Source organism: Bradyrhizobium sp. R2.2-H, from assembly GCF_004346455.1.
In the GTDB taxonomy this organism is placed as follows: Bacteria; Pseudomonadota; Alphaproteobacteria; order Rhizobiales; family Xanthobacteraceae; genus Bradyrhizobium; species Bradyrhizobium diversitatis.
The window spans coordinates 512413-534477 of sequence record NZ_SMBR01000005.1 but is presented as its reverse complement, the minus strand read 5'-3'; the positions used below and the strand labels follow the sequence as shown (position 1 = coordinate 534477).

The 22065-nt window shown below is 63.5% G+C and carries 17 protein-coding genes, 1 tRNA gene and 2 pseudogenes; 11 read left to right on the top strand and 9 right to left on the bottom strand.

Going from position 1 to position 22065, the window contains the following annotated elements; all coding sequences use genetic code 11:
* Positions 1 to 66 precede the first annotated feature (66 nt).
* Positions 67 to 315 carry a helix-turn-helix domain-containing protein gene (locus EDE08_RS16665; protein WP_245524800.1) on the top strand — a complete coding sequence of 83 codons (249 nt, stop codon included), beginning with the start codon at positions 67 to 69 and terminating at the stop codon, positions 313 to 315.
* Positions 316 to 615: 300 nt separating this feature from the next.
* On the top strand, positions 616 to 1482 hold the full coding sequence (locus EDE08_RS16660; protein ID WP_245524799.1) for a site-specific integrase: 867 nt from the start codon (positions 616 to 618) through the stop codon (positions 1480 to 1482).
* A gap of 236 nt (positions 1483 to 1718) precedes the next feature.
* Here EDE08_RS16660 and EDE08_RS16655 read toward each other — a convergent pair.
* The 6 genes from EDE08_RS16655 to EDE08_RS16630 all read right to left on the bottom strand — a co-directional run bounded on the left by EDE08_RS16655 (position 1719) and on the right by EDE08_RS16630 (position 10826).
* A tRNA-Lys gene (locus EDE08_RS16655) sits at positions 1719 to 1794 on the bottom strand.
* A gap of 177 nt (positions 1795 to 1971) precedes the next feature.
* Positions 1972 to 2568 (bottom strand): Spy/CpxP family protein refolding chaperone, encoded by a 597-nt coding sequence (locus EDE08_RS16650; protein ID WP_131869859.1) that lies wholly within the window; start codon positions 2566 to 2568, stop codon positions 1972 to 1974.
* A 197-nt stretch (positions 2569 to 2765) separates the two neighbouring features.
* A complete protein-coding gene (locus EDE08_RS16645) occupies positions 2766 to 3767 on the bottom strand; it encodes a TRAP transporter substrate-binding protein (protein WP_131869858.1) in 1002 nt (333 codons plus the stop codon).
* A 217-nt stretch (positions 3768 to 3984) separates the two neighbouring features.
* Entirely contained in the window at positions 3985 to 7812 is a 3828-nt protein-coding gene (locus tag EDE08_RS16640) for a beta strand repeat-containing protein (RefSeq protein ID WP_131869857.1), read from the bottom strand.
* A gap of 174 nt (positions 7813 to 7986) precedes the next feature.
* Positions 7987 to 9549, bottom strand: coding sequence for a 2-isopropylmalate synthase (locus EDE08_RS16635; RefSeq protein WP_131869856.1), 1563 nt, complete (start codon positions 9547 to 9549; stop codon positions 7987 to 7989).
* A 449-nt stretch (positions 9550 to 9998) separates the two neighbouring features.
* Positions 9999 to 10826, bottom strand: a complete 828-nt coding sequence (locus EDE08_RS16630) for an oxidoreductase (RefSeq protein ID WP_131869892.1) — start codon at positions 10824 to 10826, stop codon at positions 9999 to 10001.
* A 101-nt stretch (positions 10827 to 10927) separates the two neighbouring features.
* Between EDE08_RS16630 and EDE08_RS39500 the strand changes: the two are divergent.
* Together EDE08_RS39500 and EDE08_RS16625 are read left to right on the top strand one after the other, a co-directional pair.
* Positions 10928 to 11110, top strand: a pseudogene (locus EDE08_RS39500) (helix-turn-helix domain-containing protein); the annotation flags it as partial.
* Positions 11111 to 11149: 39 nt separating this feature from the next.
* Positions 11150 to 11887 carry a LysR substrate-binding domain-containing protein gene (locus EDE08_RS16625; RefSeq protein ID WP_349627667.1) on the top strand — a complete coding sequence of 246 codons (738 nt, stop codon included), beginning with the start codon at positions 11150 to 11152 and terminating at the stop codon, positions 11885 to 11887.
* Between the two features lie 168 nt (positions 11888 to 12055).
* Here EDE08_RS16625 and EDE08_RS16620 read toward each other — a convergent pair whose 3' ends face one another.
* Positions 12056 to 12316 (bottom strand): hypothetical protein, encoded by a 261-nt coding sequence (locus EDE08_RS16620; RefSeq protein ID WP_131869854.1) that lies wholly within the window; start codon positions 12314 to 12316, stop codon positions 12056 to 12058.
* A 216-nt stretch (positions 12317 to 12532) separates the two neighbouring features.
* Between EDE08_RS16620 and EDE08_RS16615 the strand changes: the two are divergent.
* Positions 12533 to 13876, top strand: a pseudogene (locus tag EDE08_RS16615) (SMP-30/gluconolactonase/LRE family protein).
* The gene (locus EDE08_RS39115; RefSeq protein ID WP_245524798.1) at positions 13873 to 14064 is read left to right on the top strand and encodes an FAD-dependent oxidoreductase; all 192 of its coding nucleotides are present in this window, start codon (positions 13873 to 13875) and stop codon (positions 14062 to 14064) included. The pseudogene EDE08_RS16615 and the gene EDE08_RS39115 overlap by 4 nt, the downstream one beginning before the upstream one ends.
* Before the next feature lie 204 nt (positions 14065 to 14268).
* Here EDE08_RS39115 and EDE08_RS16605 read toward each other — a convergent pair whose 3' ends face one another.
* A complete protein-coding gene (locus EDE08_RS16605; RefSeq protein ID WP_131869853.1) occupies positions 14269 to 14625 on the bottom strand; it encodes a hypothetical protein in 357 nt (118 codons plus the stop codon).
* Here EDE08_RS16605 and EDE08_RS16600 point away from each other — a divergent pair.
* From EDE08_RS16600 to EDE08_RS16580, 5 genes are all read left to right on the top strand, one after another.
* Complete coding sequence (locus EDE08_RS16600) at positions 14616 to 15491, top strand: branched-chain amino acid ABC transporter permease (protein ID WP_131869852.1); 876 nt, start codon at positions 14616 to 14618, stop codon at positions 15489 to 15491. The genes EDE08_RS16605 and EDE08_RS16600 overlap by 10 nt on opposite strands.
* A 1-nt stretch (position 15492) precedes the next feature.
* A complete protein-coding gene (locus tag EDE08_RS16595; protein WP_131869851.1) occupies positions 15493 to 16419 on the top strand; it encodes a branched-chain amino acid ABC transporter permease in 927 nt (308 codons plus the stop codon).
* Positions 16419 to 17900: an ATP-binding cassette domain-containing protein gene (locus EDE08_RS16590; protein ID WP_165935929.1), complete on the top strand. Its 1482-nt coding sequence runs from the start codon at positions 16419 to 16421 to the stop codon at positions 17898 to 17900. The genes EDE08_RS16595 and EDE08_RS16590 overlap by 1 nt, the downstream gene beginning before the upstream one ends.
* A gap of 40 nt (positions 17901 to 17940) precedes the next feature.
* A complete protein-coding gene (locus EDE08_RS16585; RefSeq protein WP_131869849.1) occupies positions 17941 to 19176 on the top strand; it encodes an ABC transporter substrate-binding protein in 1236 nt (411 codons plus the stop codon).
* Positions 19177 to 19356: 180 nt separating this feature from the next.
* The gene (locus EDE08_RS16580) at positions 19357 to 20667 is read left to right on the top strand and encodes an ABC transporter substrate-binding protein (RefSeq protein WP_131869848.1); all 1311 of its coding nucleotides are present in this window, start codon (positions 19357 to 19359) and stop codon (positions 20665 to 20667) included.
* 196 nt (positions 20668 to 20863) lie between these two features.
* Here EDE08_RS16580 and EDE08_RS16575 read toward each other — a convergent pair whose 3' ends face one another.
* The gene (locus EDE08_RS16575; protein WP_131869847.1) at positions 20864 to 22033 is read right to left on the bottom strand and encodes a Gfo/Idh/MocA family protein; all 1170 of its coding nucleotides are present in this window, start codon (positions 22031 to 22033) and stop codon (positions 20864 to 20866) included.
* Positions 22034 to 22065: the final 32 nt, after the last annotated feature.

Genomic DNA, 22065 nt, shown 5'->3' with positions numbered 1-22065 from the left:
CATGCAATCAAATGCTCGTCCCCGCTCGGAGCGGGGACGCCATGTGCGGTTTACCGGGCTACGAACATGACCGAAATTAACAACAGGAACGATCAGCGAAACGCAGCGAGAGCTGTTGACCTGCAACAGCTTCGACTTGCGGTTGCCGCTTGTGACCACGGAAGCTTTCGACGAGCCGCGGAAGCGCCTTCGATCAAGCACACCGCCTTCAGCCGTGCTATTGGCCAGCTCGAGTACCTAGACGAGCGATTCCGTGAACTTGGCAGTGATGGAACGGGACGTTTGTTTGTGGATTCCTCGTTTGCGATTGACTGAACGAGGAGTTTCATCCTGGCAGGATGGCGGCAAGCGGTCGAACCGAATGTCCGGCCTCGATTCTAGATTGCAACCGCAGCGATCAACCTATGATGAATGGAAGGCCTCGCAAAATGCGGGTGCGGCTCAAAGGCATCAACAGCCTCACAAAGAAACTCGCTGATGGGACAGTGAAGACGTACTGGTACGCCTGGAAGGGCGGGCCACATAGATGCTGAACCGGGCACACCGGATTTCATAAGGCTCTGTGGAAAAGCTATCGCGACCAAGAAGCACAAGAATGCTGAAACATTCAGTACGTTGATTGACTACTTCAGGGACCAGAGTGAGTACACCAGCCTCGGTGATAAGAGCAAGCGTGCCTACGAACAGTACCTCGCACTGATCGAAGCCGAATTCGGTGAGATGCCGATTGGTGCCCTCGAGGATCGGCGGGCTCGCGGAGATTTTAAGGCCTTCCGCAATACCTTCGCAGCTACCCCGCGCAAAGCCGATTACGTTTGGACGACGATCGCGCGTGTGCTCTCGGTGGCGAAAGACCATGGCAAGCTGTCGGTGAACGTCTGCGAGCGCGGCGGCCGGCTCTATGAATCCGACCGATCGGAGATCGTATGGACCGCCGAAGACATTGGCTCTTTTTGCAGTGTAGCGTCCATCGAACTGCAGGCGGCTCTACTGCTCGCTCTGTGGACCGGCCAGCGCCAGGGAGATCTTTTGCGGCTGACCTGGAGCAACTACGATGGCACATACATTCGACTGCGTCAGTCGAAGGGCCGTGGCAACGACGGCCGGCGGCGCGTAACGATCCCGGTGGGTCCGCCGCTAAAAGCCGCTCTCGATGCTGCGCTCAACCAGAAGCGCTCGGCGGTCACGATTTTGGTCAACCCGTTTGGCCGACCTTGGACAGAAGATGGTTTCCGGACAAGCTGGGACAAGGCGTTCAAAAAGACTCCGCTGAAGGACTTGCACTTCCATGATTTGCGCGGAACTGCCGTCACTCGCCTCGCGCCGTCGAATTGCTCCGTACCCGAGATTGCCGCGATAACAGGGCACTCAATGGCCACGGTGCAGCAGATACTCGATGCACACTATCTTGGCGGTCGCGTAGAGCTTGCGGAGTCGGCGATCAAGAAGCTCAGCGCAGTTTATGGGCAGGGTCAGCAATGAACGTTTGGGATATGGAAGCAATTCCAGATGAAAGCGTTCCTCGGCCGCCAAGGCTTCTTCGTGATAGAGCGCTCCACGCCGCCGTGAACGAGATAACCGCTGCGATAGCGCGTAATCGTCCCGCCAATCGTCATGAGAGGCGTCGGATGGCACGAGAACCGAACAAAAACTCCCAACTGACCTCCCAACTGAAAGGTCGGTTCTGGTGCACAGCGTCGGTAAGTCTTTGATTTATATGGTGGGCGCACCAGGGCTCGAACCTGGGACCCGCTGATTAAGAGTCAGCTGCTCTACCAACTGAGCTATGCGCCCGAAAGGCGGCTAAAGCCTTGCGAGGCCGGTCGTTTAGCAAAGCGATCCGGGTCTGGCAAGCGATCCGATGAAGGTTTTCCAAGGGTTTGCCGAGGCCTCTTCCGCGGGACGCAAAAAGCGAAAAGCCGCTGGATTCCAGCGGCTTCACCAGGGTTAACTGCCGGAAACCCGAGCCGCTCAGAGCCGGCCCTCGCGGTCCCGGTCCGGACCGCCATCACGGTCGAAACGGTCATGGTGGAAGTGGTCCATGCCCCGATCCATCATGCGGTCCATGCGCTCCATGAAATGGCGGTGCCGCGGGCCGTCCTCGCCGCCGCCGAACGGGCCGCGGTGGCGGGTCAGCACCGCGAGGCGCCGCTTCTGGCCCTCGTCCAGGGTCTTGTAGAGCGGATCGGCGGCATCGGCGATCTTCTTCAGGGCGGCGGAACTGGCGCCCATATCCTCGGCGCGCTGGCGCAGGCGGGCGATCGGATCCTCGGGCCTGTCGGCATCGCCCGGCCCGGCATTCATCCGCGCGTTGGCCCGATCGATGCGCAGCTTGGCGAACTCCCGCACGGCAGCCTCGACCGGCGGCCACAGCTTCTCCTGATCGGCGTTGAGCTTCAGCCCGGCATGGACGGCAGCGATCCGCGCGTCGACGAGGGCGGCGCGGTCCTCGGGGTTCATGCGCATGTGGCGGACGTGCTCCATCCACGGGCGATGATATTGGGCATAGACCGCGCCCGAGCCGGCGATGCTGAGCACGGCGATGGCTGCGATGGTGAATTTCCTCATACGAACCTCCTCTGGAAGGATGCCCGAGGATGAGCGCGGCGCGGCTGACACGCAACTTACAACTTGGACAGGGAGCGCGTTGTTACGAAGATGTAACGGCCGATTTTACCTCCAGCCGCGATCGGAAATCATTCGCAACAAAAAGGCTTCCGTGCGGACCGCACGGAAGCCTTTTCATCATTCATCGTCCGTCAGGATCAGTTCGTCGTGCTCTTCGCTTCCTTCTGGAACTCGTCGATCAGCGACTGGCCGACGCGGCTCGCGGCGTCCTTGTAGACCGGCTCCATCGCCTTGCGCATCGCCTCGTCCTGCTCCGGCGTGAGCTTGATGATCTCGCTCTTGCCGCTCTTCTTGATCTCGGCGAGCGCGTCGTCGTTCTCCTTCTGCGACTGCGTGTTGCTGAAGGCGGTCGCCTCCTTCATCGCCTTGGAAAGCTGGTCGCGGATGTCGGCCGGCAGATCGTCCCAGAACTTCTTGTTCACGATCACGACGTAGCCGATGTAGCCGTGGTTGGTCTCGGTGATGTACTTCTGCACCTCGTGCATCTTCTGGGTATAGATGTTCGACCAGGTGTTCTCCTGGCCGTCGACGACGCCGGTCTGGAGCGCCTGGTAGACTTCCGAGAACGCCATCACCTGCGGCAGCGAGCCGAGCGCCTTGAACTGGGCCTGGATCACGCGCGAGGACTGGATGCGGAATTTGACGCCCTGATAGTCGGCGGGCGTGATCAGCTTCTTGTTGGCGCTCATCTGCTTGAAGCCGTTGTCCCAATAGGCAAGGCCGGTGATGCCCTTGGCATCCAGCAGCTTGAGCAGCTTCGTACCGAGCGGGCCTTCCGTCACCTTCCGCAGCGTCTTCAGGTCGGGCAGGATATAGGGCAGATCGAACACCTCGAACTCGCGAATGCCGAGCGGCCCGAACTTGGAGTTGGACGGAGCCAGCATCTGCACGCTGCCGAGCTGGAGCGCCTCGAGCTCCTCCTTGTCCTTGTACAGCGTCGAGTTCGGGTAGACCTCGACCTTGACCTTGCCGCCGGTGTATTTCTCGGCGAGCTCCTTGAACTTCTCCGCCCCCTTGCCCTTCGGCGTGTCGGTGGCGACGACGTGACTGAATTTGATGATGATCGGCGACTGGGCCAGTGCCGGCCCGGTGATGGCCAGAGCTGAAACCAATGCCGCAGCCCAAACGAATGTTCTCATGCTTCCTCCCGCACGTTTCGCCGGGCGCCGATGAACCGGCCCCAGCCCGATTGCTTGGAGTGAGCATTATAGGGAAGTCGGCCAGGGCGCTACTGCCCCTTCGCAGGGGGGGCCTTGCATATTGTGCCCTGCAGCGAGAAAGGCTTGTGCCCTGCAGCGAGAAAAGCGCTTTCCGGAGTTCCGGGCGATGGCGGAACGACCGCCACCACCGGGATCGTCAGCCGTGCAGCGCCGCTGCGAACTGGGCTTGCTGAACCACGCCGGGGTCGCTGATCAGCGTGCCTCCATGGCCGTCCGACGACAGTGCAAAATCGGCCGCGCTGTACTGGCCGAGCAGGCTCAGCGTCGCGGTCTGCGTGCCATCCGATACCGTCAGTGTGCCGCCGCTGTTGTCGCCGTTCGCCGCATAGCTGAGCGAGGTCACGCCGTCGCTGAACAGGATGTCACCAAGAGCGATGCTGTCATAGTCCTGCCAGCCCGAGAGGGTGCCGGTGAAGCTGGAGGCCTGGTCGAGCACCAGAGTCGCGGCGGGACCGGCGAAGACGACGTCGTCGATCGTGCCGCCCGCATGCACATAGGCGAGTGCGCCGGCGCCGATCGTGGTGTCGTCCGCACTGCCGCCGGACTGCACGTGCTGCGCGCCGGCCAGAACGGTCGTGCCGATGGCGTTTCCGAACACATCTTGCACACCGCCGTTGACGACGGTGCCGCTGGCGGCGCCCCAATCGAGTTGGTAGCCGCCGGCATTGATTGTAGTCCCGGTCGCAAAGCCATCGGCATAGACGTTCTGCTGGCTGCCCGCGTTAACCGTGGTGAACGAAGCGGTGCCGTGGAGATACTGGATGGCGCCGTTGTCGATAATGGTTTGGATTGCACTGCCGTAGACCGCTTGGCTGCCGCCGTCCATCGTGGTGTTGATCGCGTTCCCGCCGGAATAGACGTTCTGTTCGCCGCCATGGATCGTCGTGTCGCTCGCCGTTCCGCCGCTCTGAATGGTCTGCACGCCCGAATTGATCGTCGTCAGGGTCGCCGATCCGAACACGAACTGATGGCCGCCGCTGATCGTCGTGGTGATGGTAAAACCCCAGTCGATCTGGAGACCGCCGGCGTTGATGGTGGTCCCGGTGGCGCTGCCGTCGATGTAGACATTCTGCTCGCCGCCGTCATTCACGAAGGTCGAGAAGACGTTGTTGTGGACGTGCTGGATGCCACCGCTCGCGATCGTGGTATCGGTCGCGACGCCGAACACGGTCTGCGTGCCGCCGTCGATCGTCGTGTCGGTGGCAAGACCGCCGCCGTAGACGTCCTGTTCGCCACCGGCCGCCACCGTCGTGCCGTGGGCCGATCCGCCGATCTGGACGTACTGGTTGCCGGAAACCACCGAATTCACGGCCGAACCATACACCGACTGTGCCCCGCCGTCCGCAATCACCATTCCGCTGGCCGTTCCTTCCAGGACGACGCCCGCGCCGCTCTCGACCGTGATCTCGGTATAGCCGGCGGCGTCCTCGATGCGCCAGACGCCGCTCTGGATCTCGAGTTTCTCGACATCGACCACCGTGCCGAGCAACGAGCCGAAGCCGCTGCCGGACAATTCCAGCGTGTCGATGCCGTCGCCGCCGTCGATGGTGCCGGTGACCACCGAACCCGTGAGGATGTCGATGCTATCGTCCCCCTCCCCCATCATGGCATCGCCGGTGATGATTCCACCGGTGACGAGGGTGTCGTCGCCACCGTCCAGCGCGATGTTGCCGAAGATGCTGCCCGTGTTGGTGATGCTGTCGTCCCCCTCCCCCGTCATGGCGTCGCCGATGATGGTTCCACCGTTGACGAGCGTGTCGTCGCCACCGTCCAGCGCGATGTTGCCGAAGATGCTGCCCGTGTTGGTGATGCTGTCGTCCCCCTCCCCCATCATGGCGTCGCCGATGATGGTTCCACCGTTGACGAGCGTGTCGTCGCCGCCGGCCAGCGCGATGCTGCCGAAGATGCTGCCCGTGTTGGTGATGCTGTCGTCGAACGCTCCGACGATCGAGATCGCCTCGCCGTTGTTACCGCGGATCGTGCCGTCGTTGATGATCGTCATGGCGCCGAAGGCGCTGCCGTCATCGCTGTCGTTCACCGTGATCGCGCGCTGGTCGCCGGCGATCAGGCCGCCGACCTGGTTGTGGACGAAGCCGCCGCCGATCGCGAGTGCCTCGTTGAGACCGTTGGCGAAGTTGGCCAGGCCGACCGCCTTGATCGTGCCGAAATTGTCGATCGAGACGAGTCCGTCGACGTCGATGCCGTCGGCATCCGCGCCGCCAACCGAGGTGCCGGTAATGGTGCCGTGGTTCGCGACAATGGTGGTCGTATCCGGCGCGCTGTCCAGGTTGATGCCGGACCCGGCCGCGCCCGTGATCGTCCCGTCATTGTTGACGGTGATCGGCTGGTCGCCGGTGATGCCGTGGCGCGCACCGTCGATGATTCCGCCGGCGAAATTGTTGACCACGCCGCCGCTATTGACAGACTGAAAGTCGATCGCGTCGTTGCCCGAGGAGGAGGCCGAGGCGTTGTGGCTGACGATCTGCCCGTAATTATTGATGGTCGCATGGGCGCCGGCGCGGATCGCGTCGGCATCGGCGGCGGTGATCACCCCGGTCGCCGCATTGTTGATGACGGTGTTGACGCCGCTCGAATTCACGTCGTCGAGATCGAGTGCCTGGCCCGCATTGCCGTCGGTTCCGGTGGAGGAGATCGTGCCTTCGTTGTTGACCGTGAACGTGCCGGAGGTGCCGGACACCAGGTTGGAGATTTTCACCGCGTCCTTGGTCGCGGTGATGGTCGCACCCGTATCGTTGTTGATCGTGAAACTGCCGCTCGCCGAGCCGCTGGTGTAGACGGCGCGGTTGGTGCCGCTGATGGTGCCGGAATTATCGAGCAGCGCGCCGGGCGCGGTCGAGCCGCCAACCCAGGTGACCGGGGTCGAGCCGGACAGCGTCACGCCGCTCAGGACCGTGAGTTGGTCGTTGTTAGCCAGCGTCACCGGGGTCGACGAGTTGCTCGACAACACGGTGCCGTCGTCGTTGGTGATGGTGCCGGTCGCAGTTGCGGCGCCGATGGTCACCGTCGTGCTTGGATTGCTGGCGCTTGTCAGCGTAAGGGTAAAACTCTCGTCGGGCTCTGCGGTGGTATCGCCGGAGAATATGATGGTAACTGTCGCGGAGGTCGCGCCGTCGGCAATGGTACCGCTGAAGGTCGAGCCCGGCAGCGTGCCGCCGTAGTCAGCCGCGTCTGTGGTGCCGGCAGAGAAGGTGCCGGAGAAGTTCACCGCGCCGGTGGTGTCGCCGCTGCGCACGACGTTGAACAAATAGAAATGGGGCCCACTATTGCCTTCAGCAGCCGACTCGCTCGACGGCAAGAACGAGATCTGCTGCGCCGCAGGCGCGTTCACCGTGAATGCGGTGGTCGGGAACGGCGCGTTAGGCGCGCTGCCGTCCGTGCTCTGGTCGCCGCTGCCGTTCTGGGTCTGCCAGTTGGCGGTGTTGCCGATCGCGGCAAGATAGTCGGCGAAGCTGGCAAGGCCCGAGCGCGGTCCGTTGTAGCCGACGATATCGAGGCCGCCTGTGAAGCTGACGGCGGTCTGGCCGGCGACGAGGCCGGTGCCGGTCAGGGTGCCGTCGCCGGTGGCGTAGCCGACATTCGAAATCGCGGCGAGGAAGGTCGGCGCGCTCGCGGAGCCGACATAAGCGTAGACCACCTCGCTGTCGTTGGACAGACCCGTATTGTTGGCGTTTGTAAAGGTGACCGTGCCGGCGCTGGCGCCGAACGTACCCTTGCCGATGTTGTTGATGTCGATGACCGTGCCGGAGGCGACCGCACTGGTCGCCGTCCAGGCGATTGTGCTTTCCGAGCTGCTGCCGGAGGCAAAGCTGGTTCCGTTCCAGTTGCTGTCGGTGAAGTTGATCACCGTGCCCTGGGGAATATCGGTGAGCGCAACGAAAGATAGATTGTCGTTGCCGTCGCCGTTAAATCCCGTGAAGGCGATGGAACCAGCAGTCAAAGCCATTTCAAATTCTCCAGCAGCGGGCGAGGTGCGCTACGCTGCCGGTTAATGGAACGTTAACATGACATGTTAACAACACAATTGTTACGGTATGCATTAACATAACACGCTCATGGCCAACGAAAAACGCGGCGCCAAGAGCGCCGCGTTTTTGCAGATCGGATGTCAAGGCGCTTATCAGCTCGCCGCCGCCGTCGTCACCGTGTCGCGCTGGCGCTTCATGACGATCTTGTTGAGCGCGCCGAGATAGGCCTTGGCCGAGGCCACCAGCGTATCCGGATCGGCCGCGCGCGCCGTCATCGAACGTCCCTCTTGGGACAGCCGTACCGAGACTTCCGCCTGCGCGTCGGTACCTTCTGTCACGGCGTGGACTTGGTACAGCTCGAGCTTGGCCTCGTGCGGCACTAGGCGCTTGATGCAGTTGAACACCGCGTCGACCGGACCATTGCCCTCGGCTTCCTCGATCCTGATCTGGCCGTCGACGTCGAGCTTCATGGTGGCGCGCTGCGGGCCATGCGTGCCCGCGATCACCGTCAGCGAAGTCAGCTTGATGCGATCGTGGGACGCCGCCATCTCCTCGTCGACCAGCGCCTCGATGTCCTCGTCGTAGATGTCCTTCTTGCGGTCGGCCAGCGCCTTCATCCGCGTGAACGCATCTTCCAGCTGGTTCGGACCGAGCTTGTAGCCCATCTCCTCCAGCTTGTGCACGAAGGCATGGCGACCGGAATGCTTGCCGAGCACCAGCGAGGACTGCTTCAGGCCGACCATCTCGGGTCGCATGATCTCGTAGGTCGAGGCGTCCTTCAGCACGCCGTCCTGGTGGATGCCGCTCTCATGCGCGAAGGCGTTCCGGCCGACGATGGCCTTGTTGTACTGCACGGGAAACGAGGTCGCCGCCGACACTACTTTCGAGGCGCGGGTGAGTTGCGTGGTGTCGATCTTGTTCCAGTACGGGAATTTGTCGTTGCGCACGTTGATCGCCATCACGATCTCTTCGAGCGCCGCGTTGCCGGCGCGCTCACCAATGCCGTTGATGGTGCACTCGACCTGGCGCGCGCCGCCGACGATGCCGGCCAGCGAGTTCGCGACCGCCATGCCGAGATCGTTGTGGCAGTGCACCGAGAACACGGCCTTGTCAGAGTTCGGCACGCGCTCGATCAGCGTCCTCATGAAGTGGGTGTATTCCTCCGGCACCGTGTAGCCGACGGTGTCGGGGATGTTCACCGTGGTGGCGCCGGCCTTGATGACGGCCTCGACGATGCGGCACAAAAAGTCCATCTCGCTGCGGGTGCCGTCTTCCGCCGACCATTCGACGTCGTCGATCTGGTTGCGGGCGCGCGCGACCATGGCGACCGAGGTCTCGATCACCTGCTCCGGGGTCTTGTTCAGCTTCACCCGCATATGCAGCGGCGAGGTCGCGATCACGGTGTGGACCCGGCCGCGCTTGGCGAATTTCACCGCCTCGGCGCAGCGGTCGATATCGGCCGGATGCGCGCGGGACAGGCCGGCGATGACCGCGTTCTTGGAGCGGCGGGCGATCTCGCTGACGGCCTGGAAGTCGCCTTCGGAGGTGATCGGGAAGCCGGCTTCGATGACGTCGACGCCCATGTCGTCCAGCAGCTCGGCGACCTCGAGCTTCTCCTCGAAGGTCATCGTGGCGCCGGGGCACTGCTCGCCGTCGCGCAGCGTGGTGTCGAAAATGATGACGCGGTCCTTGTCGGACTTGTTCTGGGTGGCCATTACGAAATTTCCTTTTGAGCGTTTGCGCCGTTCAGACCGATTTGTCCCTTGGCGCTTGAGGTGTCCGGTGATCTCGACCAACCCCTGAGCGCCCAGGCGCGTGGCGCCCAGCCGGCCCTCAGGGGCAAGTAAGAAGAAGGCCGCCAATAAGGAGGGTGGGCAGCAACGCGGCCGAGGTCGTGGCGGCGGCCAGAGCCACCTCCCCCGAAATCCCCTCGATTTGGCCGCGAATCAACATTGCCAGACCCTTTGAGCCCCGAAATCCTCGGCGAAAACCGTTGACGGTTAGTTGCCAGGAGGACCGATGCGGCCGTTTCTAGACGACAAACGGGCGCAACTGCAACGCCAAAAGATGGTCAGGAAGACTGACCTGGTTGGAAGCATGGCCCGTCGGCCGCTGGCCTGTCCCGGCGCGCTTAAAACGCCAGCCGCGAGCGTACGGGCACGCGTCACGCCACATCGGTGGAAAGTGAAACGCCTTTCCATGCATCGAGCTCGGCCTGCAACGATTTCATCTTTTCGTCGACCAGCCGCACTGCGTCACTGCCGAGAAGCAGGTGCGCCGGCGGATCTGCCGACAGCGCGACTTTCAGCATCGCCAGCGCGGCCTTCCTGGGATCGCCGACCTGTTTGCCACTCAGCTCCATGCGCCGTTTGCGGATCGGCTCGATGATCGCGTCGTAGTCTCCGATCGATCGTGCCGCCCTCACCATCGATCGACCGGCCCAGTCGGTGCGGAAGCTGCCGGGCTCGACCGCGGTGACCTTGATCCCGAGCCCCTTGACCTCCTTGCCAAGGGATTCGGAGATCCCTTCCAGAGCAAACTTGCTGCCGTGGTAATAGCTCAAGCCCGGCAGCGTCATGATCCCGCCCATCGACGTAATGTTCAGAATATGTCCGGCACGGCGCTTTCGCATGGAAGGCAGCACGGCCTGGATCATCGCCACAGCGCCGAACACATTGACCTCGAACTGGCGTCGCAGATCGTCCATGGACGATTCTTCCAGGATGCCCTCATGGCCATAGCCCGCATTGTTCACGAGCACGTCGATCGTACCGAGCCTGCTTTCGATGTCAGCAACCGCAGGCGCGATCGCCCCGGTATCGGTGACGTCCAGGAGCACCGCATGCGCGCCGCGACCGAGCGCCTGGAAGCCCTGTTTGTCGGCGTCGTTGCGCACGGTGCCGGCAACGGTATGGCCGTCGCTCAACGCAGCCTCCGCCAATGCCCTGCCGAAGCCCGACGAAACGCCGGTGATGAGGAAGGTCTTTGCCATGTGAGATGTCCTTCGGGTCGTGAATGCGGGCTCAATATAGTCGGGTTGATTAATGCGATAATCGGCATAAAATGGCATGACATGATGCAAGATATGGTACAATGCTTCACACCGGTCTTTTCGAACTGCACGCCGTTGCCGCGATTTCGGCGCACCGCAGTTTCCGCGCGGCCGCGACTGAGCTCGGCATTTCGCCCTCGGCCCTGAGCCATGCGGTCGCCGCGCTCGAAAAACGGCTCGGCGTCCGCCTCATCCATCGCACGACGCGGAGCGTGTCGTTGTCGGAAGCAGGTGAGCGTTTCCTTGCACGGGTTGGGCCCGCGTTGCGCGAGATTGCCGGCGCGATTGAAGATGTGAACGAGTTTCGCGACACTCCGACGGGAACGCTTCGCATCAATCTGAAGGAGCGCGCTGCGCACCAGATCCTCCGCCCCGTCGTCGGGAAATTCCTGCGGCGCTTTCCCGACATGAACGTCGAACTTGTCCTGGAGGGGCGTCACATCGATATTGTCGCGGAAGGTTTCGACGCCGGAATTCGACTGGCCGAAGCCGTGCCGCAGGACATGGTCTCCATTCCCTGCGGTCCGGCCTCCCGCTTCATCGTCGTTGGCGCGCCGGATTATTTCGCACGCAATCCATTGCTGAGGTCGCCTTCGGATCTCCTCAGTCACGCCTGCATCCGCAGGCGGATGCCGGGCGGCAAGCTCTATCGCTGGGAGTTCGAGAAGCGCGGGGAGGAGATCACCGTGGACGTGCCGGGTAGGCTCACGCTCGACCATGACGCCCTGATGGTTGAAGCCGCGCTTGAAGGACTAGGCCTCGCGTTTGTCAGCGATTTCTGGGTGGCTAAATATCTCGCCACCGGAGCCTTGCAAGCCGCGCTGGACGATTGGACACCGCCATTCCCTGGCCTGCGCCTGTATTATCCCCGTCACCGCCATATGACGGCCGGGCTTCGCGCCTTCATCGATCTGCTGCAGGAGGAAAGCAAGGCGGAACGCAAGGACGCATTGATATCGACGGCGGGCAAAAAGCGGAAGCAGCTCGCGGCCGGGACATAGACATCGGCCTGGAGGTATCCGCTGCAAGCCGGCTCGTCGCCCGCAGCGTCATCGCGGTAAGCACGATGGACCAAGCCGCACCGTCACGATCGATCCAACTCGCATGCCGTTTGCCAGACAAGCACCGCGCGCCCTTGGTGCCCGGATGGCGCGAAGCAATTCGGCCAGCTATCCCGCGCGGCGGGCGCGGGCCCTCGTCTCCCAGCGATTCAGCATCTGACCGAGCTCGCCGGTGACCACGGCAGCCGTGGTGGCGCTTGCGATCTCGTTGGTGTTGGCCGGCGCGTTGGCGGGGAGCCAATCCGGCTCACTATGCGCGCGCCAGCGACGTGCCTCCGCACGTCGTTTCCTGGAAATGAATTCACGCGTGAAATAGCCGGCCGCGAACGCGGCTCCCAGCAACAAGAACAGTACGATGACGCCAGCCACGATCAACTCCGTCCGTCGCCCCGGGGCAGGTTGTGCGCGGCAATAGGCGCGAAATCAAGGCTTGAAATGCGTCGAACGCGTTGCGTGCCGCGCATTGCCGCAGAAAATTTCTGCTCGGTCTCGCGGAACGTTTCCGAGCCATGCTGATGTCGCAATGCGAGCACGAAGCGCCGCCATTCCAAGCGCAAACGAATATGACCGGATTGCGACCCGACTCTGCGGAGAGCCCTATTCCGCGCTCGCAACCGGCTGCGGACCGCATTAACCTCCGCCCAGCTCGGCCGGATCAACCGGCCAGCGAACATGATCGGGAGGACGCGATGACACGCCAGGAGGCTCGTGACCACGAGCAGCGTGACCAGGACGCTGCGCTTTCACGACGAACACTTGTCCGGGGACTTACGTTCGGCGCCGCTGCGACCGTGATCGGAGCCGGCCCCGCGCTGGCCCAGACCGGGCCCGCCGCACCGCCGACCACCATCACGCCCCCGCCGCGTGATTTCAGCCCCCGCGGCGCACCCACCACCTATTTCTGGGACCCCGACATCATCGCGGTCGATCCGTCCTTCAACGATCTCGCGCAGCCCAACACCGCGATCAAGCGTCTGTACACCGGACTGCTCTGGGCCGAAGGCCCGGCGTGGAGCGCGCAGGGCCGCTATCTCCTGTGGAGCGACATTCCCAACAACCGGCAGATGCGCTGGAGCGAGGACGACGGCCGCGTCAGCGTGTTCCGCTCGCCGTCCAACAATTCCAACGGCAACTCCTTCGACTTCCAGGGCCGCCCAGCTCTCCTGCGAGCACCTGACGCGCCGGGTGACGCGCTACGAGCATGACGGCACCGCCACGGTGCTCGCCGACTCCTATCAGGGCAAGAAGCTGAACTCGCCGAACGACGTCGCCGCGCATCCCGATGGCAGCTACTGGTTCACCGATCCGCCCTATGGCGGCCAGCTCTATGAGGGCGAGCCCGACGTCGCGGGCGGCCCGAGCAATGCGGGCGGCAAGCTCAATCCGCGGATCGGGCAGCCGGCCGGCTTCGTGCCGGGCAAGCGCGAGCTGCCGACCAACTGCTATCGCATCGACCCTTCCGGCCGCATCGATCTCGTCGTCACCGAGGACCAGGTGCCCGACCCGAACGGGCTCTGCTTCTCGCCCGACTACAAGAAGCTCTACATCGCCTCGACCGGCAAGGGGCCGGGCGACACCGGCCCCGGCGGCAAGGGCGAAATCTTCGTGTTCGACGTCGGCAGCGACAACAAGCTCTCCAACCTCAAGAAGTTCAGCGATTGCGTGATCGACGGTGTGAAGTGCGGACCGGATGGCCTGCGCTGCGACGTCAACGGCAACCTCTGGGCCTCCAGCAATGCCGGCCGCTCCGTCGGCTACAGCGGCGTGACCGTGTGGTCGCCGGAGGGCAAGCTGCTCGGCCGCATCCGCCTGCCGGAAGTGTGCGGCAACGTCTGCTTCGGCGGTCCGAAACGCAATCGCCTGTTCATGGCGGCGAGCCAGTCGCTCTACGCCGTGTACACGGCGACGCAAGGCGCGGGCTCGGGTTGAGCGAGGCGACCAATGTCGACCACACGGCGCCGGCGTGCCACGCCGGCGCCGAATTCTTCGACAGTTCTTTCGATGCAAGAAGGATCGTCAGGGCAGAGACCATGCGCGTTGTGATCTGCGCCGGCGTGATCGGGGCCTGTATCGCGTGGTTCCTTCTCCGCCGCGGCATCGACGTCATCGTGGTGTAACGGACCGAGGTGGCGGCCGCCGCCTCGGGCAAGGCCGGCGGCTTCGCGGCGCATGGATAAGCCTGCCCGCTGTCTATGGCCAACGCCCAAGCATCGTGTACGACACGACCTCTCACCATTCGATCCCGCTCGATCCGTCTCTGCTGCGCGCGCTGACGTACATGCATGGGTGCCGCCGAAATCTGCATGACTGCACTGCTCTCTCTATTTGCGCCGCGCCAGACTCAAACCGCCTCTCGCAATCCTGAACGCAGTTTCACTTGCCGAGACTGCGCTCGCCGGTATAGTCGCGCTCCAATAGCTCACGAGAAGCTTGTTCAAGGAGAGAAACAACATGAAGAAAAGACTCTCTGTTGCGTTGCGAATTCGCTCGACGCCGCCCTGATCGGCGCGAAGGACGTCGTCAGAACTGACGTCGGTCTCCCGAACATCATCCAACTTACCCGCGAACTGATCGGACGGCATCCGGGCCTTGCCCGGACGGCTTTCTGCATGCGGTTCACGCAGCACCTTTCCTTCAAGCGGCAGCCACACTGCCCGGCAAATCAGCAATGCGAGCATTCCAGATTCTGATCGATGGCTTTGCCATCAGCGCTCTCTACGCTCTCGGCGCCACCGGTTTCACCCTGATCTTCGGCGTCTCCGGCGTACTCAACCTCTCCCACGGTGCCATCATGGTAGCGGCAGCGGTCGCGGCCTGGGCCGCAGCCAGCGTGCTGAATGTCGGCACCTATGCCGGCGCGCTGATCGGCGTCGGTGTCGCGCTTCTCACCGCGTTTGCCACCTATTTCGTGGTGGTGAAGCCGATCCAGGATTCCCGGCGCATCCCCAATGAGGAGAAGGAGATCTTCGTCCTCACGGGCACGCTGCTCTGGGGCATCATGATCCAGGAACTGATCGCCTATTTCTTCACCAACAACGCCAAGACCGTGCTGCCGATCGTCGAGGGCGTGGTCGAGATCCTCGGCGTCCGCACGCCACGCAACGAGATTTTCACGGCAATCGTGTGCTGTCTGGTGATTGCGCTGCTGTGGCTTCTGGTGAACCGAACCCGCACCGGCAAGGCGGTGCTGGCGGCTTCCATGAACCCGCGCGGCGTCACCCTGCTCGGGCTCGAGCTTACCAACATCTACATCGTGGTCTGGGCGATCTACGGCATCTTGGCCGGCATCGCCGGTGTGCTGCTCGGAATGTTCCTGGGTGTCAGCTCCTACAGCGTCGGACCGCTGACCGCGAGCGCATTCTCGATCGTCGTGCTCGGGGGCCTCGGCAGCGTCTCGGGTTCGCTGATTGCGGCCTTCGTGGTCGGCTATCTCGAGACTCTGACGGCCTATCTGGTCTCGCCGGCCTACCGCACCATCCCGGCGCTGCTGCTGCTCGTGTTCGTGATGTACATCCGGCCCCAGGGCCTGCTGGGGAGACGCTGAGATGTCCACCTTCTTCACCTCGCGCCTGTTCATCATCTCGCTCGCGCTCGTCGTCATCGCGGCAACCTTGCCGCTCTACGTCTCCGGCTATGTGCTCGGCCTGCTCACCGTTGCCTTCTATTTCGGCGTGTTCGCGATGGCCTGGGACCTTCTGTTCGGTTTTGCCGGCGAGGTGAACTTTGGGCCCACCTTCCTGATCGGCGTCGGCGCCTACACCGCCGGGATCCTGAATGCGCAGTTCGGCTGGTCGGTTTATGCCTGCATCGTGCTCGGCGCGCTCGCCTCGGTCATCGCCGGTCTCCTGCTGGCACTGCCTGCGCTACGCGTGCGCGGGCCCTATTTCGGGCTGACCACCCTGGTCGCGGTGCTGATGCTGCAGAATTTCATCGTGGTGTTCGCCGATCTCACCGGCGGCGAGATCGGTCTCACCATCCCCGACGTCATCAGCATTGATGCCGGCACCAACTACTGGATCGCGCTCGGCTTCATGACCATTTCGGCGGCCATCCTCTACGGCCTGTCGCAATCGCCGATCGGCCTCGTGCTGCAGGCCAGCGGCCAGGATCCGGTGCAGGCCGGCGCGCTCGGCTTCAACATCGTCAAGCACAAGCTCGCCGCCTTCGTCGTCAGCGCGTTCTTCTCGGGCCTGTCGGGTGCACTGCTGGTGTTCTATTTCGGCACCGCCTCGGTCGGCACCGTCGTCGACGTCGCGGTCGGCGTGAACGTGATCGTCGCCGCCGTGCTCGGTGGCCGCCGCACGGTGCTGGGCGCCGCACTCGGCGCGATCTTCCTGATCGTCGCCGGCGAATTCCTGAGGCCGACCGGTGAGCTCGCGACCTTCATCGTCTCGGCGGTCGCGCTTCTCGTCGTGCTGTTCTTTCCCGGCGGCTTCCTCGGAGCGGCCCTCTCGCGCGAGGCCCGCACGTGATGGATATGAGGCTTTCAAACCGGGCCGTGCTCGAAGTCCGCGGCCTGACCAAACGATTTGGTGGCCTGACGGCGGTCAAGAACCTCGGCTTCGAGGTCAATGGCGGCGAGATCTTCGGCCTGATCGGGCCGAACGGCTCGGGCAAGTCGACGGCGATGAAGAGTGTGATGGGGATCGAGCGCCCGACGTCGGGCGAGGTGATCTTCGAGGGCGAGAACGTCGCCGGCCTGCCCGCGCATAAGATCGCGCGCAAGGGCTTTGGCATGGTGTTCCAGCACTCGCGGCCGCTGAACCGGCAAACGGTGCTGGAGAACATCGTGGTCGCGCTGCTGCCGGACAGCCTGTTCATGCTGTTCCCGGACAAGGCGCTGGTCGAGCGCGCCGAATGGATCGCCGAGCGCGTTGGGCTCGGCAATGTGATGAACCGCCGCCCGCCGACGTTGCCCTTCGCCGACCTCCGCCGGCTCGAGCTCGCCAAGGCGATCGCGCGTGATCCAAAGGTCGTGCTGGTGGACGAGCCCTTCGCCGGGCTGACGCGCGCCGAGGTCGAGATGTTCTCGAACCTGATCCGCAGCTTTCGCGACGAGGGCCGCGCGGTGATGCTGGTCGACCACAACGTCAAGAGCGTAGCCGCTCTCGTCGATCGGGTGCTCGCGATGTATCTCGGCGAGGAGATCGTCACCGGCAGGGCTGACGAGGTCATGAGGAATGCGACCGTGCGCCGGGTCTATCTCGGCGGCGCCATCGAGACCCATGCGCGGCCCGAGACCAGCTTCAAGGACAAGGTCCCGCTGCTCCAGGTCGAGAATGTCAGCGTGTTCTACGGCAAAGCCCAGGCGCTGGAGAACGTCTCGATCCACGTCCACGAGGGCGAGTTCGTTTCCGTGGTCGGCCTCAACGGCGCCGGCAAGACGACGCTGTTCAACACCATCTCAGGCTTCCTGCCTTATAGCGGCGAGATCGTGCGCGGTGGCGAGAAGCTGCGCGGGACCAGCCCGGCGAAGATCGCGCGCAGCGGCCTCGTTCAGTGTCCGGAATCGCGCGAGCTGTTCGGCGAGATGAGCGTTCGCGAAAACCTCGACCTCGGCGGCCAGCATCTCTCCGACGAGAAGCGCGCCGCACAGCTTGCCTGGCTGTTCGAGCTGTTCCCGATCCTGAAGGAGCGCCAGGGCCAGCTCGCGCAAACTCTGTCCGGCGGCGAGCAGCAAATGCTCGCCATTGGCCGCGCGCTGATGATGCAGCCGCAGATCCTGATCCTGGATGAGCCGACGCTGGGCCTTGCCCCCGTCATTCTCGAGTTACTCTCCAAGGCGCTGACGAAGCTGCGGCAGACCACGGCTATCACGGTGCTGCTGGGCGAGCAGAACGTGACCTTCGCGCTGCCACATGCCGACCGCGTCTATGTGCTGGAGCACGCAAGGATCGTCTGGGAGGGAGATCCCGGTCGCTTCGCGGCGGAGGCCGGCGCCGATTTTCTTTGAGTGCGTCAACATCAACAAGAACATGGAAAGGGAAACGACCATGCGACCATCAATTCTCGGCAGCAGCTTGCTCGCCTCCGCGCTGGTGCTGTGCTTCGCCGCACCCGCCTACGCGCAGTCGAACGGTCCGATCAAGATCGGCGTCATCGCCGAGGTGCAGTCGATCGCCGGCGCGGCGACGCCAGGCGGCGCGCAGATCGCGGCCGACGAGATCAATGCCAAGGGCGGCATCCTCGGCCGCAAGGTCGAGATCGTCACCTATGACAACAAGAGCTCGTCGGCAGACTCCGTGCGCGCCTTCCAGCGCGCGGTGAGCGAGGACAAGGTGTCCGCGGTGATCGCAAGCTACATCAGCGAGGTCGTGCTGGCGCTGGAGCCGTGGGCCGCGAGGCTGAAGATGCCCCTGATCACGCCCGGCGCCGCCTCGAACGAGATCACCAAGGCGATCCACAACGACTACGAGAAGAACAAGTACACATTCCATGGCTATCTGACCTCGGCCGCGCAGGCCCAACTCGTCTGCGACGCGGCCAAGGACCTGCTCGTCGATAAGCTCAAGTTCAAGACCGTCGCGATCATGAGCGAGGACGCGGCCTGGACCAAGCCGCTCGACGTCGGCTACGAGGCCTGCCTGCCCAAGGCGGGACTCAAGGTCGTCGAGCACGTCCGCTTCTCGCCTGATACCACCGACTTCACGCCGATCTTCAACAACATCGAGAGCAAGAAGCCCGACGTGATCGTAACAGGCATCTCGCATGTCGGCGTGCAGCCGACGGTGCAGTGGAAGAACCAGCAGGTGCCGATCCCGATGTTCGGCATCAGCGCGCAGGCGTTGAGCCCGACCTTCTGGAAGGACACCAATGGCGCCGCCGACGGCATCCCGTCGCTGGCGGTGGCGACACCCAATGTCGCCGTGACCCCGAAGACAAAGCCGTTCGCCGCCGCTTTCAAGGCCAAGTTCGGTAGCCCCCCGGCCTATACCGGCTACACCGCCTACGACGAGGTCTACATCATCACCGACGCGATCAAGCGCGCTGGCTCGACCGATCCCGACAAAATGGTCGCCGAACTGGAGAAGACCGACTACGAGGGCACGATCGGCCGGATCCAGTTCTACGGCAAGAACGACGAGTTCACCCACGGCATCAAATCCGGCCCCGGCACCGTCACCGGCCTCGTGTTCCAGTGGCAGGACTCCAAGCAGGTCGTGGTCTGGCCCGAGAGGATCGCCGAAGGCAAGATGAAGTTTCCAAACTTCGTGAAGCTGTCACAGTAGTCGGCTCGCCGATGTCGGGTCCATCGCTTCCCGGGGAGCGGTGGGCCGTTTAGTTGTCTTTCGCAGCTGCGTTGTGGCGGTGCCCATCGACCTTGGGCCATGTTGACTTTCCGCCGCCCCGCTCCCCATACTTCGCAAAAAATAACAACCAATCATAAGACGGTTTTGAGGGAGGATAGGATGCCGACTTCACGCAGGCAGCTGCTGAAGACATCGGCGGCTGCCGCCGCCGCACTCAGCCTTGATTGGACCAGGGCCCAGGCGCAAGCCGAGACTCTACGCATCGGCCTGATCTACGACCTCACCGGCCCCTTCGCCGCGGGCGGCTCGGTCGCCTCGTCGATCGGCGCGCAGATCGCGATCGATCTCGTCAACGAGAAGGGCGGTATCGGCGGCAAGACCAAGATTGCTCCGGTCGCCGCGGATTCCCAGAGCAAGCCCGACGTTGCGATCAACGAGGCCGAACGGCTGATCAGCCAGGAGAAGATCGACATCCTCAACGGCGTCTATGCGAGCTCGCATGCGGTGCCGCTCGCGGCCAAGGTCGAGCAGCAGAAGAAGATCCTCTGGATCACGACCGCGGTCTCGACCGCCGTGTTCAAGGACAAGAACCTGCAATACGTGTTTCGCGCGCAGATCCATTCGGATCAATACGGGCAGGCCTTTGCAAGCTTCATCAACGAGCACGCGAAAGCCAAGCTCGGCATGGACCCGAAGGAGGTCAAGGTCGCGTTGATCCACGAGGACGGGCCCTATGGTGTCGGCGTCGCCACGGCCGACGAAGCCTATGCCAAGCAGGCCGGCATCCCGGTGGTGCTGCGCGAGGGCTATTCGGCATCGGCGCCGGACCTGTCGGTGCTCGTCACGAAGATCAAGCGCGCCAAGGCCGACGTCATCTCGCATGCCGGCTACAACCCCGACATCACCCTGTTCCTGCGCCAGGCGCGCGAGAGCGGCCTGCGCTTCAAGATGCTGTTCGGGGCCGGCGCCGGCTACAGCCAGCTCGACAAGCTGCGCGCCACCTTCGGGGCCGACATCGACAATTTCTGCAACATCGACCCGGTGCCGGCGCAACTGCTCGACCCCGCCAAGCTCGCGCCGGGCATTGGCGATCTGATCAACGCCATGGTCACGCGCTACAAGGCCAAGACCGGTGCGACCGACGTGCCGCCACACTGCTCGATGGGCTTCAACCAGACCTGGGTGCTGCTCAACAACGTGCTGCCGGTCGCCAAGGAGAAGTACGGCAGCTTCGAGCCCGAGGCCATCCGCAAGGCGGCGCTCGACGTCGACATCCCCGCAGGCGGCACCATCCAGGGCTATGGCGTGAAATTCTTCCCGCCGGGCACGCCGCTATCCGGCCAGAACGAACGCTCGACACCGGTGGTGATGCAGAACGCGGGCGAGCACATCTCGGTGGTGTGGCCGACCAATATCAAGACACGGGACCCGGTGTTCCCGCTGCCGAAGGGCTCGACCTACGGGGCGTGAGGCGCAGTCCGCGACGGCGAAGGTGCTGCGCTCCCTCGCCCCGCTTGCGGGGAGAGGGTTGGGGTGAGGGGGAGTCTCCGCAGGGGCGGTGACAGTCGGACTCGCGGACAGCCCCCTCACCCGGAATCCAAGCTTCGCTTGAATTCCGACCTCTCCCCGCGAGCGGGGCGAGGTGACATTGCCGCTCCGCCGGTGTTTACAACACCACCCTTCTCCCCTCCTCCGCCGCCCAATAGCCGGCGTAGTTCACCTTGATCGTCTCATACGCGAGCGCGAGGTCCGACAGCGGCTGTCGTCCGGTCGCAACGCATTCCATGAAGTCCTGGATCTCCTGCAAATAGCCGCGCGTCCATTCCTCTTCGAGGCAGACATATTGCCAGCCGGTCTTGCGGTCCACTTTTTCGGTGATGTAGACGCCCGCGAGCTTCTCCTCGCTGGTCTGGTAGCTCATCAGATGGGTGTTCGGGGTGATGTTGGCGAACAGCGAGCCGCCGCTCGTATAGGTCTCGATCAGATTGCGCACGCCGCCCATGATCATGTCGCCGGAGAACACGGTGGCCTTGGTGCCGTCGGAGAAGGTCGCCGTGAGAGTGCCCCAGTCCTCGACGTCGACGGGATTGGCCTTGATGTAGACGCGCTCTTCGGGTTTGAGGCCGGCGGTGACGTTGCCGATGTCGCCGGTGACGCTGGCGACGCGGATGCTCTCGCCGCGCGCCTTCGCTTCGACCTGCTTGAGATAGAGCACGGCCGAAAGCGGGTGGCAGCCCATGCGGATCAGCGAGCCGCCGCCGGTCATGGCCCATTGCGCGGCATGGGCGGCGTGCGAGCCGGAATGGCTTTCCTCGCCCTTTATGAACAGGATCTTGTCCTTCGTCGCCCTGATGATTTCCGCGATCTTGGTCACCGCCGGCGCGTAGATCCAATCCTCGGCGTACATGAAGAGCTTCCCGGTCCGCTCGATCGCGGCGCGCGTCGCGTCCATCTCTTCCAGCACGCGCTCGTACATCAGCGCCTTCGGCACGTGCTTGCCGATGGGTTGCTCGTCGCCCTCGCGGCCGAAATAGCCGGCGAAGGGCTTTTCGCAGATCACATGCCTGCCGGCCTGCATCGCGCCGACGATCATCCCGGCATGGAGATTGGGCGGGGTGCAGATGTCAATGACGTCGAGATCGGCGTCCGCGACCAGATCGGCAAAGCTGCGATGGACGCGCGGGATGTTGTGTCGATCGGCAAATTCGACGACGTGGTCGCCACGCGCCGCAACCGCCGCGACCTCGACGTCGACGCCATAAACGCGCCGGAACGCATACATGTGCAGCTCCGACACGAAGCCGCAGCCGACGACTCCCACCCTGATCCTGGCCATGGCGCCCCCTTGCTTTGGGCGGCACTATAGCG

Bases quoted from the DNA above. Each gene is read 5' to 3' on its own strand.
- EDE08_RS16665 (WP_245524800.1), top strand. From the start codon at position 67: ATGACCGAAATTAACAACAGGAACGATCAGCGAAACGCAGCGAGAGCT.
- EDE08_RS16650 (WP_131869859.1), bottom strand. From the start codon at position 2,568: ATGAGGAAATTCACCATCGCAGCCATCGCCGTGCTCAGCATCGCCGGC.
- EDE08_RS16645 (WP_131869858.1), bottom strand. From the start codon at position 3,767: ATGAGAACATTCGTTTGGGCTGCGGCATTGGTTTCAGCTCTGGCCATC.
- EDE08_RS16640 (WP_131869857.1), bottom strand. From the start codon at position 7,812: ATGGCTTTGACTGCTGGTTCCATCGCCTTCACGGGATTTAACGGCGAC.
- EDE08_RS16635 (WP_131869856.1), bottom strand. From the start codon at position 9,549: ATGGCCACCCAGAACAAGTCCGACAAGGACCGCGTCATCATTTTCGAC.
- EDE08_RS16630 (WP_131869892.1), bottom strand. From the start codon at position 10,826: ATGGCAAAGACCTTCCTCATCACCGGCGTTTCGTCGGGCTTCGGCAGG.
- EDE08_RS16600 (WP_131869852.1), top strand. From the start codon at position 14,616: ATGCGAGCATTCCAGATTCTGATCGATGGCTTTGCCATCAGCGCTCTC.
- EDE08_RS16605 (WP_131869853.1), bottom strand. From the start codon at position 14,625: ATGCTCGCATTGCTGATTTGCCGGGCAGTGTGGCTGCCGCTTGAAGGA.
- EDE08_RS16595 (WP_131869851.1), top strand. From the start codon at position 15,493: ATGTCCACCTTCTTCACCTCGCGCCTGTTCATCATCTCGCTCGCGCTC.
- EDE08_RS16590 (WP_165935929.1), top strand. From the start codon at position 16,419: ATGGATATGAGGCTTTCAAACCGGGCCGTGCTCGAAGTCCGCGGCCTG.
- EDE08_RS16585 (WP_131869849.1), top strand. From the start codon at position 17,941: ATGCGACCATCAATTCTCGGCAGCAGCTTGCTCGCCTCCGCGCTGGTG.
- EDE08_RS16580 (WP_131869848.1), top strand. From the start codon at position 19,357: ATGCCGACTTCACGCAGGCAGCTGCTGAAGACATCGGCGGCTGCCGCC.
- EDE08_RS16575 (WP_131869847.1), bottom strand. From the start codon at position 22,033: ATGGCCAGGATCAGGGTGGGAGTCGTCGGCTGCGGCTTCGTGTCGGAG.